General features: G+C 60.3%; 11 protein-coding genes. 2 read left to right on the forward strand and 9 right to left on the reverse strand.

All coding sequences use genetic code 11. The features are described from left to right. Positions 1 to 49: 49 nt before the first annotated feature. From AS156_RS34035 to AS156_RS34070, 8 genes are all read right to left on the reverse strand, one after another. Positions 50 to 1384: an NAD(P)H-dependent oxidoreductase gene (locus AS156_RS34035; RefSeq protein WP_066513739.1), complete on the reverse strand. Its 1335-nt coding sequence runs from the start codon at positions 1382 to 1384 to the stop codon at positions 50 to 52. Between the two features lie 5 nt (positions 1385 to 1389). Further along, complete coding sequence (gene rfbC, locus AS156_RS34040) at positions 1390 to 1953, reverse strand: dTDP-4-dehydrorhamnose 3,5-epimerase (RefSeq protein WP_066513751.1); 564 nt, start codon at positions 1951 to 1953, stop codon at positions 1390 to 1392. A gap of 20 nt (positions 1954 to 1973) precedes the next feature. Continuing rightward, complete coding sequence (locus tag AS156_RS34045) at positions 1974 to 2954, reverse strand: GHMP family kinase ATP-binding protein (RefSeq protein WP_160331188.1); 981 nt, start codon at positions 2952 to 2954, stop codon at positions 1974 to 1976. 115 nt (positions 2955 to 3069) lie between these two features. Then, positions 3070 to 4152: an NAD-dependent epimerase/dehydratase family protein gene (locus AS156_RS34050; protein WP_066513740.1), complete on the reverse strand. Its 1083-nt coding sequence runs from the start codon at positions 4150 to 4152 to the stop codon at positions 3070 to 3072. Then, positions 4145 to 5404 carry an HAD-IIIA family hydrolase gene (locus AS156_RS34055; protein WP_066513741.1) on the reverse strand — a complete coding sequence of 420 codons (1260 nt, stop codon included), beginning with the start codon at positions 5402 to 5404 and terminating at the stop codon, positions 4145 to 4147. Before AS156_RS34055 ends, AS156_RS34050 begins: the two co-directional genes overlap by 8 nt. After that, positions 5404 to 6039, reverse strand: coding sequence for a D-sedoheptulose-7-phosphate isomerase (locus tag AS156_RS34060; protein ID WP_082747901.1), 636 nt, complete (start codon positions 6037 to 6039; stop codon positions 5404 to 5406). Before AS156_RS34060 ends, AS156_RS34055 begins: the two co-directional genes overlap by 1 nt. 376 nt (positions 6040 to 6415) lie before the next feature. Further along, the gene (locus tag AS156_RS34065) at positions 6416 to 7582 is read right to left on the reverse strand and encodes a glycosyltransferase (protein ID WP_136626584.1); all 1167 of its coding nucleotides are present in this window, start codon (positions 7580 to 7582) and stop codon (positions 6416 to 6418) included. 51 nt (positions 7583 to 7633) lie between these two features. Then, entirely contained in the window at positions 7634 to 9298 is a 1665-nt protein-coding gene (locus tag AS156_RS34070; protein ID WP_066513744.1) for a GMC family oxidoreductase, read from the reverse strand. A gap of 261 nt (positions 9299 to 9559) precedes the next feature. Between AS156_RS34070 and AS156_RS34075 the strand changes: the two genes are divergently transcribed. Both AS156_RS34075 and AS156_RS34080 read left to right on the forward strand, forming a co-directional pair. Next, positions 9560 to 10918 carry a lipopolysaccharide biosynthesis protein gene (locus AS156_RS34075; protein ID WP_066513745.1) on the forward strand — a complete coding sequence of 453 codons (1359 nt, stop codon included), beginning with the start codon at positions 9560 to 9562 and terminating at the stop codon, positions 10916 to 10918. Positions 10919 to 10966: 48 nt separating this feature from the next. Beyond that, positions 10967 to 12076: a glycosyltransferase family 4 protein gene (locus AS156_RS34080; protein ID WP_066513746.1), complete on the forward strand. Its 1110-nt coding sequence runs from the start codon at positions 10967 to 10969 to the stop codon at positions 12074 to 12076. 76 nt (positions 12077 to 12152) lie between these two features. On the opposite strand, the gene AS156_RS34085 is transcribed toward AS156_RS34080, so the two are convergent. Further along, the coding region (locus AS156_RS34085; protein ID WP_082747544.1) for an IS630 family transposase at positions 12153 to 13167 on the reverse strand (1015 nt) is incomplete at its 5' end.

Genomic DNA, 13167 nt, shown 5'->3' on the forward strand with positions numbered 1-13167 from the left:
CCGTGAGGCGGCGGTGCAAGCTGCCAAGGTTCCCTGCGACTAGTTCGGCTTAGGCACTCAGCGCAGCCTCAGAGCGTATGGATGATGGGCTGCCAAAAAAGAGAGTATCTTGCTCCCGGCGCAGCGCATCGCACAATCGGCCTGCCGGAATCTCGACGTCATGATATCCGAGCACCTGGTCTCGCGCGATGTTTCGCCGAAGACGACAGCCTTCGGCGAGGCCGATCGGAAGAAGGCGCTCGGCGTGAACGACGTGCGCGTTCTCGCACAAGCCGTAGGTCATGTACTGGCCAAGTCCGTCCAGGACCTCTCCGGCCTTGAGATCCCTCTTCGCGGCTGCAACCACGTCGACGCACGGCGCACCGAGCGGAGTGATTGCTGCATCCTTGAAGATCGCCGCGCGGGCAATCGTGAACGGGACTTCAAAGTGACAAAGATGATAGGGCCAGTAGAAGCAGTAGAGCGGGCCCGCTCCCATCTTGTAGAGCGATAAATAGTGCTTCTCGATCGTATCGTCAGTTGTCCCTAGTACGAATATGCCTGGGTTCGGCATCGCTCCCACGCAGTAATCAACGATACCGGGACCCTCGAGGAGTTCGTCGATCGGGTACCAGTTGACTGCTTCCTGGATCGGGGTGCCGGGCTCGACGACGGGACCGTGCATCCCGCGCCTGGCGACCCGCATGCCCGTTGCATTGGCAACGATCGCGTTCTCGAAAGATATTTTGGTGCCGTCTGCGAAAGACGTGACCATCGGGGCCTTCATTCCCCATTTTCTGGCGAACCCTTCCTGGGTTGTGGGATTGCGGTAGGGGTCGTGCAGACCCTTGATGTTCCCGCACAGAACGGGCCTGATCCCCAATCCCTTCACCCACCGGTACAGATTCATGATGACGCCAGGCTGGTCGCCTTCCGTGTTCGTGATGACGACGCCAGCGCGGTCAGCATGAATCTTCAGGATCGGGCCGAGGGTGCCATCGAGTTCGGCGTTCATCATGACGACGTGCTTGGCTCGGGTGATTGCCCGCATGACCACGTGGGCCGCGAATTCGATCGCACCAGTGACTTCCAGAATCAAATCGATGCCATTAGCGTCGCAAAGGAGCATTGGATCTTCGGTGATCGCGCGCTGGCCCCGGGCGATGCAGTCGTCCAGCTCGTCTGCGGTGCGCACATGCCTGACATTGCTCTCGCCGGATTCGGCGTAGGCCTTGCGGGCTCCCTCAAGATGACGGTTGGAAATCGCCGCGAGTTCCATGCCCTTGGTATAGTGCAGCATCTGGCGCACGATGCCCTTGGCCATGAACCCGGCGCCCACCATTCCAACCCTGATTGGGGTTCCGGCCCTTTGCAGCCGCTCCAGCTCGCGGTCGACGATGAACATGCTGTCTACTCTTGATCGGCAGTCGCGACGAGCCTGCGCTCGCCTACAAAATCAGGCCAACTGCTGTCCTTTTCGGAGATGACGGCAGGCTCGGCGGGCCACGCGACGCCAAACGCCGGATCGTTCCAGCGCACACCCCGCTCAGCGGCCGGCGTGTAGAACTCGGACACGAGATACGTAACCTCCGTGTCGTCCGCGAGGGTCAGGAAGGCGTTCGCGCAGCCTTTCGGGACGAGGAGCATGCGGCGGTTCTCCGCGCTAAGCTCGACCGCTATGTGACGCATGAAGGTAGGTGAGTCCGGCCTCAAATCGAGCAGCACGTCGTGCACAGCGCCGTGAATGCAGCGCAGAAGCTTGTCCTCCTGATACGGTGCGACCTGGTAGTGGAAGCCGCGCAGCGTGTGCTTGCGCCGGTTGAAGGAGATATTCATCTGGACGATCCGGTTGGGGAGACCGCGATCCTCGAATTCCTGGCTGCACCAGCCGCGGGCAAAGAAGCCGCGGCTGTCCACTCGCTTGTCGAGCTCTACCGTATAGGCGTCCTCGATCTCAGTGGCCTTGAAAATCATCGGATCCTCCGAGACCAATCTCATGCAGCCGGGTAAAGCACCCGTGAGCCGTGCACCTCGTAGCCAAGCGCCACCAACGGGAGGTCCGCGAGCGCCTGACGCACCCGCTCGCGTTTCTCCGGTTTCACGATGAACATGAGGAAGCCGCCACCGCCGGCGCCGCAGAGCTTGCCACCTTCCGCACCTGCCTCAAGGGCTCGCGCGTAGTGGCTGTCGATCTCTGAGGTGGTGATCTTGGAAGCAAGCCGCCGCTTCATCTCCCAGCCGCGGTGAAGCGCTTCGCCCACCGGCTCGAGCTCGATGTGCTGACCGGAGCAGAGGGCACGAAACTCATAGGCGTCGTTGCGCATGTGCCGTAGAACGTCCAGGTTGCGCGACGTGTTGCTCCTCTGCTCCGTGAGCACCGAGGCGGCCGGACGTTGATGACCGGTCCAGAACATCATGATGTTGCTGAACAGGGAAGCAACAGAACCGCTCCGGACCGGCTGCGGCTCGACCGTAACGCGGCCGCCGCGCCCGAACCGAAGCAGATTCAGGCCGCCGAAGGCGGCGGCGTATTGGTCCTGCTTGCCGATCGGCTCTTTAAGAACCTCCATCTCAATGTGGCAGGCCTCCTCGGCGAGTTGACCCGCGGTGACGCGCTCGCCACGAAAGGCGTGGAGCGCGTGGAGCAACCCCACTGCAAACGAGCTCGATCCCCCCATGCCGGTCGAGGCCGGCATGTCGGCAACGGTGCTGATGAAAATCGGAGGCTCGATATTAAGGAACTTGAGGCACTCACGGGCAATGTTGTTGTCAATCTCCTCAATGGAGTTGACCTGCTCGGTGCGCGAGTAGTTGATCCGGATCGGCTCGTTGAAGATGTCGCTGTGGCGCTTCACAGTGACGTAGACGTATTTGTCGACGGCCGCGCTCAGGACGGCGCCTTCTTCAACTTCGTAGAACTCCGGCAAATCCGTGCCGCCTCCTGCAAAGCTGACGCGCAGCGGGGTCCGCGTCATCACGATGTTGGTCGGACGCCAATCGGCGTAGGCAGGTCCATGCCGCTCCCGATCGAGGACTACGGATGCCGGCTCGGGTTCTCGTGTTGATAGGGTTTCCACTGCGCTCGGCCTCCTAGCCTGTTGAGACTTTGGCGCGATTTCGGCTCGCGTCGGCTCTGACCTCAGTCCACCTGAGCGACTCATCGATCGATTTACTGTCGATCAGGTGCCGCAACCAGCTGAGACGCGTAAAACGCTTGTCCGTGAACAGGCTATGCTTCAGACCGATTTCTTGGAACGCCGCATAGAGCTCCTTCGCTCCGTCTTTCGCCGTCCATCGGAAGCTGAATCCCGGAAAGGTCCGCTTGAACTTGGCAAAATCAGCTTTGTAGGTGCGTTGATCCGCGCCGGGCTGCGGTACGCTCGCGAGTTCGCAGCCAGGAACGCTTTCTGCCGCAATCCGCCCGAGATCACGGATCTGGTAATTGATTTCCTCCGCACCGATGTTGAAAGCTTCGTTGTGGATCGTCTCCAATGGGGCTTCGAGCACCGCCTGAAACGCGCGCGCAACGTCCTGGACATGGACGACCGGCCGCCAGGGTGTGCCGTCGCTGTGGATCACGATACGGCCAGTCGTAAAGGCATTGCCCATGAAATCGTTGAGGACTGTGTCGAACCGCATCCGCGGCGAGAGGCCGTAGACGGTGCCGTTGCGGCAAAACGTCGGAGAGAAACGATCGTCGGCGAGCGCGCGCAGCGCCATCTCCGCCTCGACTTTCGAGCGGGCGTATTCGGTGCGCGGCGCGAGCGGCGAATTTTCGTCGACAACCGCCGCTTCCGACGTCCCGTACATGATGCAAGAAGATGAAAGAATGAAGCGCGGGATGCCCGCTTGCTTCGCGAGTGTCGCGAGCCGGATCGTCCCCTGCGAGTTGATCTCCCGCGTCCAGGCTGTGTTCAAGTTGCCGATCGGATCGTTGCTGAGTGCCGCGAGATGAATCACCGCGTCGAAACCGGCGAGTTCCTTGGCGGTAACGTCTCGTAGGTCCGCGCGGACTGTCGGGACGACGGCTCGGTCGGGGACGAGTGTGCAGGCAGAGAAATATCCGGTGTCGAGACCAATCACGTCGAAGCCTTGGCCCTGGAGCCAGGGCGCCATAACCGATCCGATATAGCCGTTATTGCCCGTGATCAGGATGCGCTTGTTGTCAGGCATATTGCGGGGGTGCTTTCTGTTCAAGCAGTTGTCGGGTGAGGTCGAGGAGGGAACAGGCATCGGTCACGCGGCGGAAAGGGCAGCCAGCTGCCGCCGCTGCCGCGGCGTCGCGCTCGTCGTCGCCGATAAACAGCGTGCGCGTGAGGTCGAGGTGGAAATCCCGCTGGGCCTGGAAAAGGAGGCCGGGTTTCGGCTTGCGACAGTCGCAGCCGTCTCCCCAATCGTGCGGACAATAATATATTGCATCGATCGAGCCTCCCACCTGCGCGATCTCCTGCTTCATGTGGGCATGCACGATGTCCAGGTCGGCCTCGCTCATGATGCCGCGACCGATGCCGGGTTGGTTCGACGCGATAATTGTCCGGTAGCCGCGGTCATGAAGGATTCGCAGTGCCTCAAGAGAACCCGGGCACCATGTCCATTCATCCCAATTCCGTACGTATTGCGCTTGCGGCGGCTTGCGGTTCAGCACGCCGTCGCGATCGAGGATCAAGGTTGGCTTGCGCTGCATGAAGGCCTCGGTTGCCGGCAGTCGGTCCAGCGAGCCGACGCCGTAATAGCGGTGATCGCTTGAGTAGGACGTGAGCCGCCCTTGTTGGGCGAGCGGTGTATAGATCGCCTCCTCGAGCAGCGTGTCCTGCTCGGGTAGTAGCGCGAGAGCGAGATCCGTAAGGATCGCGTAACTGATTTCGACCTGCTGCAGTCCGGGGGTCGTGCGCAAGCGATCGAATATGCCGACATGACCGTCGCGATCGAGGAGGGCGCTGCCTCGGGAGTAGCCATCCTTGTTGCTGTAGACGGTGATCAAACCGGGCTTGCCGGCCTCGCAGAACCGCGCCCACAGCCGGTCCATCTGCATCGGCCAGTAGTTGTCGCAGTACAGCAACAGGAAGCAAGGATCGATCATGTGCCGAGCGGTTGCCACTCGGCTGCTGGTCAGTTGGTCGGGATCCGTTACCGAGTACTCGATGTGCACACCCCAGTCACGGCCATCGCCGAAATGGTCCTGTACGACCTCGGGCAGATATCCAAGGAGGATCAGGACTCGTTCAAAACCCTGATCGCGCAATTGCTCGATCTGGTACTCCAGAAAAGGCCGGCCCAGAACCGGCACCATCGGCTTGGGCCGATCAAGCGTGATCGGCTGCATCCGGGTGCCACGTCCGCCGGCGAGGATGACCGCCTGTGTCGGCCGATCATAGATCCGGCCTTCGATATGCGCGTAGCGGGAAGTGCCGTTGGGAACGGCCATTAGTTCAGTCCTGGTCTGTCGGCAACGAGGCACCTTGTGGCCGCATGACAGATCGCAGAATGGACGTCCTCGACGAGCTCGTACCTGCCTTTCTCGGTCTCGACGCACACCGGCTCATCAACCAGCCCCTTCAGCACGCCGCCATCAAATCCGAGTAGCGCCACGGTGGTGAGCTTCCGGCTTCGCGCCAGTTCGACCGCGCGAACCAGGTTCGGTGAGTTGCCGCTCGCAGAGATGCAGGTCAATACATCTCCCGGGTTCGCAAAATTCTCGAGCTGGCCAGAGAATGCCCTCTCGTAACCTTCGTCGTTTGACAGGGCGGAGAACCACGACATGTTGTCAGACAGGCACATGACTTTTAGCGGTCGGCAGCCCGAGCGTTTGGTCGCCTTGCCAAGGTCGTTGACCCAGTGAGAGGCGGTTGACGAACTGCCGCCATTGCCGGCGATGTAAATGAAGGCCCCTCGATCGCGGGCTTGACGGAAAATATCGACCAGTCTCCGGACCGCGTGCACTTGAACTTCCGCCAGCACACGGCGCACACTCTCAAAATGCATCGAGATGACGTCTGACGCCTCGGGTGATGCCGAAATCACCGGTGGCACATCTGGTGCTTCAGACCGAATCGTGTGCATACGCCCGGTTCTCCACGGTGAGCGATGGCTCAAACATCTGGATGTATTAGACGCCAGTTCTTACCGCGCGACATTCACTCTTTGGAGGTAGGCCGGATGGCGACGCAAATTCATTGCGGCCAAATGGTTGTGCGCAAAGAAGTCTCTAAGTGATTGAGCATGGAGTCTGTTTTCGAATGTGGAATGGAATTTGACGGTCCGCAATCTATCGTCGGCGACGCAGCGATCGTGTATCGGTGCGGCATCGAAGTTCAGTCGATATCTTGGCCGATCGTCCGGGCCAGGAGGATGTCCATGCGTTCCAGGTTCATCCGGTGGCGAGGGGATCATTCCGCACCTGCATTCCGGGCCAGAAGCGCGGCTGTCTCAGGTTGCGCTACGCCGGCAATGGCGACATTGCGGCGGCTGCGACTTCGCTGAGCCGGGACTTGCGATCATGGAGCTGCTGCAATGTCTCCATTCCGATTGTCGACAAGATGTGCTCCCAGCGGTAGACCCAATCGTGCCGCTGCAGGCTACGCACTGCGTTCGTCCGTCGCACGCGTGCGATCCGCTCGGGCTGCGCATCCAATTCGTCGATCACGGCGGCAATGTCGTCCGTCTGCGGAGAGACCTCAATCACTGCGTCTGGCCAATCGAACCACTCCTCGAACTCGGCGCATTGCGGCGCGCTTCCAAGGATGACGGCGCCTCCGGCGGCACCCTCGAACAGACGTGACGGCAGGACCTGCTCGCCCGAGATCATGCGCGATCTTGCACTCATGACTGCCGCTGGATTGAAGCCCATGAAGTAGCGGGTGCGCTTGATAATGTTGGCGAGAAGCAGTCGATGCTCGCGCCAATCCTTGACCTGGGAATCGCTGCTCGAGAGCGAGTCGTAGAGGTAGAAGAAATTTCGGCGTTCAGCTAGCGCCACCAATTGCCGATGCGGTTCCGCCGCGCGATTGCCTATCGAGTAGACATCGACGACCCGCTCAGGCGGCGATGGATACGGTGTGGCGATCAGACAATCGACGCCCGTCGGCAGAAAGGAGCAGGGAGCGGATGTGTATCGGGAAAGGTGCGCGACGCTTGCGCTGTGAAGCAGAAATACGTGGTCGAACTGGTCCAATAGTCTCAAGTAATCGCGGTCCCGTTCAAGTGTGCTGGACCAGAGCTCGAACAGATATGCCACGGCGATCTTGCACCGGTTGCGCCAGTTCTTTATGCGCGAGAGCTCAACGAAGCTTTGCGGAGCCCAGGCCACAAAGAAGAAGGCGTCGTAGTCCTGGTCGAGATCGACACGATCAATCGTCGGTGCGTTCTTTAGTCCAAGCCCTTTACGGACACCATTGACGAGCCTGTTGAAGTCACGCTGGACGTTTTGACTGTCGTGAGGCGGCAGAACGCCACTGAGATGCTTCGTCAGGTAGCTGTCGATGCCTGGCGCGACGAGGTCTGCGTGATCGCACTCGGTGACGATACGGCAGAACTCGTAGGACAACGCGAAGTGGGCTCGATCTTTCGCGTTGAAGTCAGAAGCAACGAGGATTCGTTTCTTCAAGGACAGGGCTCCATGTTACCTTGTGGCCAGCTCTGGGCTCTGGAGTGCGATCTATGCCTGTACGGCAGACTTAGGACGCTGGACCTGGTCGGAGGGATCGTAATGCATTGCGGGCAGAGGATGCCGTCCGAGAATCATGTCGGCAGCCTTTTCTGCGATCATGAACACAGCCGCGGACGTGTTGGCGGAGGGCACGGCGGGCATGATCGACGCATCCGCTATCCGCAGGTTCTCTAGACCGTGGACACGCAATTGATCATCGACGACCGACGCCGGGTTGTCTTGCGGGCCCATCTGGCACGTCCCGCACGGGTGATATGACGTCAATCCAGCTTCCCGCGCATATTCCAGGCACTCGGAGTCGTTCGTAACGGAGGGACCGGGCATTTCCTCCCCGCGGTAGAGAGGCTGAAGCTCCGGGGCGTCGAGCAGACGCCGCATCATCCGGATGCCGTCAACGGCAACACGCTGATCCCTTTCGTCCACGAGAAAGTTGGGCTGGATGATCGGGGCACGGAAGGGATCGGGCGAGCACGCGCGGACGAATCCAGTGCTATGCGGCCGCAGCTGATAGAATCCGGGCTTGAGGACGGGAAAGCGTTCCTGGAGGTTGGAATAATTTCCGATGGAAACGTCTATTTGAACATCCGGAGTGGAGGAGAGATCCCGCGAATTGGCAAATCCGTACACGAGAGACGGACTAAGAGCGAGAACGCTTGGACGGCCGAGGAGCCATTTGGTGCCTTCCCGAAGCAGACCAAAGCCGCGCCCGCTGATCGTCTTGCCGTTCACCCTGACGATGAAATGGATCATGTAGTGGTCCTGCAGGTTCTGGCCGACGCCCGGCAGTTCATGCAGCACCGGAACGCCAAGGTCTGCGAGCAATGCCGGTGGACCGACCCCTGAGATCTGCAGCAGCTTCGGCGTGTTCGCGGCCCCGGCGGTGAGGATCACCTCGCGACGTGCTTTCACCTTACGAGCAGGACGGCCAGGTCCTTGCACGTACCGAACCCCGATCGCTCGCTTTCCTTCGAACAGCACCGCGGTGGCTTGGGCCCCGGTCCGAATCTCCAAGTTCTTCTTCTTGGCAATTGGTCGCAGAAATGCCCGCGCCGCACTTATGCGCCAGCCGTTCTCGATATAGCGCTGATAGTACCCGACCCCGGCCTGCCTTGCGCCGTTGTAGTCGGAATTGCGCGGCAGTCCGAGATTGTGCGCGGCCTCAATGAAAGATTCGCAAAGCGGGTGTTGCCAATCGCAATCTGTGATCGGGAGCGGTCCCTCCAGGCCCCGGTATGTGGTGTCGCACGTCCCGGTTCTCCGTTCGCTTCTTTTGAAGTACGGAAGCACGTCAGCGTAGCCCCAGCCCCGGTTGCCCTGTCGGGCCCAACTATCGAAATCATCGTAATGACCCCGGACGTAGTTCATTCCGTTGATGGCAGTCGAACCACCGAGCGTTTTGCCCTGCGGGATCGGTATGGCGCGGTTTGCCGTCGCTGGGTTTGGTTCCGTCTCGAACTGCCATGCGAATTTCGGAATTGATGCGGCCTTGTACACCCCGGCGGGGATACGCAGAAAGACGCTGTAGTCGGGTGGGCCCGCCTCGAGCAGGCAAACGGTGCAATCTTCTGCTGCCACGAGCCGATTGGCCACCACGCACCCCGCGGCCCCGGCACCGACAATTACGTAGTCGAAAACCTCTGTCTCCGCCGGCATTATTTCTGCCCCTCACGTTGCACTGCACGGAGGATGTTAGCTGATGAGTCTTCGCGTCACTCGGCTCATCGGTGTTACCCCTTCGGAGCGCTTTTTGAAGGGGGCAATCGCAGGCATGCTCGCCGGGATCGCTCCACGTCTAGCCCCCATAAGATTGAGCCAGCAAGCTCAGGCTCGAGAATCTCCTTGGTCAGGGCGTCTGCGGCTTCGTCTGCCTGAAGGTGCCACGACTTATGGGACCTCTCTCAGTGAGGACTGCTTATGAGCCTGCGAAAGCAAGCCGCCAGTTTAGCCATTATGCATGCGGCCGACGTCTTGCAGCCCCTTCTCATTCTTCCATATGCCGGCAGGGTTCTGGGGCCCCTTCATTTTGGACAGTTCGCATACGCCCTGAGCATCGGATGGCTCGCAACCACGATCGTGGACTATGGTTTTCATTGGACCGCGCAACGTGCGGCGGCGTCGGTGCGGCACGAGCCAGCCATGATCGCCTCCCTCTTCGCGGAAGTCACCGCCACCAAAGCTATACTATGGTTCGTGGTGACGCTCGCCGGCGTCGCTGCCTCGGACGGCCTCCTCGCTGTCAGCAGGCCCTTGTTTTTGTGTGCCATGTTGAACGCGGTGGGAGGCATCTTGTTTCCGACCTGGCTGTTCATCGCTCTGGAACGCGCATCGCAAGCGGCCGTCGCGGTGGTCGTCAGCCGCGGTGTGGCTCTGCTGTGCTTCCTGACGATGGTGACCTCGTCTGCTCATACCGAACTTGCGGTGGCGATTCAGAGCTCCGCATCCATTGCCGCAGGCTTCGTCAGCTTGCCGTTCATCGTTCCCATCGGCTTCAGCGGGTTCAGAGCCGTGACACCGTCAGCGGTTGGAATGCAACTTCGCAACGGTTGGCGAGGATTCCTCTTTACTCTTGTAGAGAGAATATTCGTGACTCTGCCTGTTCCGCTCGTTCAGCATTTTTCGGGTTACGTTGCCGCCGGGCAATATTCGATCGCCGAGAAGTTCGTGAACGCGACACGGCCGTTTTTCAGAGCCATGTGGGAAACGCTTTTACCCAGAGTCGCATATTGCGCGCGCCACGACCCGGAAGCTGGGCTCGTTCTTATCAGGCGTTCCTTGCTGACTCTCGTCGTTGGCGCGGGATTCACACTTTTCCTGTTCTTTCTCGCCCCCTACGTCATCATCCTGTTGTTCGGCGAGAGTTTTTCGGGTGCGATCCCGATCGTTCGGGTGATGTCTGTCATCCCGCTCCTCATAAATGCGAATACCTGCACGTCGAACCTCTATATGTTCAACTACGGTCACGAGCGCGCTTGGACCTTTCTCAATGTATCAGGCTTGTTGATCTTCCTTGCTGCAGCATTCCTGCTTTCCCCCCAACTCTCGAATGCGGCTATTGCCGTGGCGATCGCGCAAATTGCGAGGGAATGCTTTGTGCTGGTGGTCTCGGCAGGCTTCTTCTTGACCTTCGGCGCGGCCCGAGCGCGCAGTTCCGCAACTCAAGGTGACGGCGAAGCGCGCGCAAGTGACGTTGCGGCGGGTTCCATGCTCATCTCTCCTACTAACGCCCAGGGCGGGCGGCACGTACGTATGGAGTACTCCTCTGTTGATGATTGAAGCTATGCCCTCTGTAGTTCACAATCGACAGACGGAAAGGTCGGTCGCATGCGTGTTGTCGTCACTCGGCGCGAGGCACTCGACTCGCCCGACGGCATCAATATTTTCATTGTGTCGCTTGCTCAGGCCCTGTCCGACCTGGGCCACGAGGTGAAGATCGTTGTGGCTAGCCTCCAGAGCCATGCGGAGTACCGGCGTCTTCTATCTCCTCGTCTCGATCTGCCGATCGTAGCCTTGAGCCGCACGCCTTTGACGGGGCTTGCGTCCGCGGCGGCCTGGCTTCGCGCGAAGTGGATCATCGATCGCTTCAGGCCGGATATTGTCGTCCACAGCGAGGCCGTGCCTCTCCCGCTCCGCGGCACCATCGTCCAAGTCGTCCACAATCTCGAGCTTCGCAGTGGGCGACTTGCTCCAGTGTGGCGGATTATCCGGCGGTTCAGCACCAAGCGGTGCGACTGCGTGGTCGCCACGACGACAGAGCTCCGTGATGAACTAGCCCGCGATCTCGGCATGCCGCGGCACCAGATTGCCCTGATCCCGAAATGCATCGACCTTCAGTCCTATCATGGGAGTGACCTTGCCGCCCGTGAGCGGGCGATCCTCCATTCCGGAACCGCGCCCTACAAGGATCCCGCTGCCACGATCCGGGCGTTCGGTGCGCTCGACGATCCGTCAGTCGGGCTCTACGTCGCAGGCGACATCACCCAACCAGCGCATGCGGCGGTGGATGCCCTCCCGGATCGGCTTCGCAGCTGCGTGACCTTGGTGGGTCCCGCGGACGGGCAGACCGTGCGGATGTTGCATGGCCGGGTGAGGGTCGTCGCCTTTCCCACTCGCTATGATACCCCCGTCGCATCTGCAACGGTCATGGAGGCGATCGCCAGCGGCACGCCCATTGTCGGTTCCTCACGGCTCAGCCGCGATGTGCTCGTGAACGACGTGAACGGGCTTGTGGTAGACACAGATCCAGGCGCGATGTCGATTGCATTCAGATCCCTCCTGAATGATGACGCGTTGTGGCTACGGCTGTCCTCGGGCGCCCGCCGAATGTCCGAACGGTTCGATGGTTTTCGCGTCGCACGGCAGTACATCGAACTTGCATCTGCGAAGAGCCTGCGGCAGCTACCGTCTTATCGACTGCGAAAGCGGTTCCGGTGATAATCAACTCGGGCGGGACAACCCGCAATCGCCGCGGCGGTTATCGAACAGCCTTTCGTGGCTCTAGTACCCGGAATCAGAGTTGATTGATACGGCGGCCCTTGAAACGGCGTTGACGGATCTTTTTCTTGGTCCAGACGAAGGGCTCGGCTTTGTCGTTGTAGGCGTTGACGTAGGCATCGATGTGTTCCTGAAGCTGCTTGAGGCTTGTGAAGGAGGTGCCGCTGAGCGACTGCCCCTGCAGGATTGAGAACCATACCTCGATCTGGTTGAGCCAGGACGCACTCGTCGGTGTGAAATGGAATTGCACATTGGGATGGGCCTTGAGCCAGCTCTCATTCTTCTTGTGGGTGTTGAGGTTGTCGAGGATGACGTGAAGCTTTCGGCCCGGAAAGGCCGCGGTGAGGCTGTTCATGAAATCGAGAAACTCGACACGGCGACGGCGTTTTGAATGCGTAGCGATGATCTTTCCGGTGGCGACTTCGAGCGCTGCAAACAATGTCGTGGTGCCATGCCGCTTGTAATCGTGGCTCTGGCCGGTCAAGGCGCGGCCATTGGGCAACTTCAGATAGCCCTGCGCTCGCTCCAAAGCCTGGATCGAGGGCTTCTCGTCCACGCAGAGCACAATAGCCTTCGCCGGCGGGGCGACGTAAAGGCCAACGACATCGGCGGCTTTGGCCGTAAAGTTCGGGTCGTTGCTCTCACACCAGGACTTGCGAGCCGCGAGGTCAATCTTGTGGCTGCGCAGGAACCGCCAGACATATTGGACGTCAACATCGCCTAGCGCCTCGGCCAGCAGAGGGCCGGTCCAGCGCGCAAACCCTTGCGGGGGCGGCTTATCCAGCAGCTTCAGAATCCGCTTGTCGGTCGTCTTCGTATAGATCGGCTGCTTGCCGGGCCGCGGCTTGTCTTGCAGCCCTTCAAGGCCTTGGTCGGCATAGCGATGCCGCCAAACGCTGACAATCCGCGGCTGGACCCCAACTTCCTTGGCGATCGACCGGGTGCTGCGCCCGTCCGCCGCTAACAGGACTATCCGCGCCCGCTTCAAATCGCGCTGCAATGTCATCGGTGAGCGACAACACGCCTCAAGC

The organism is Bradyrhizobium macuxiense, from assembly GCF_001542415.1.
GTDB lineage: Bacteria > Pseudomonadota > Alphaproteobacteria > Rhizobiales > Xanthobacteraceae > Bradyrhizobium > Bradyrhizobium macuxiense.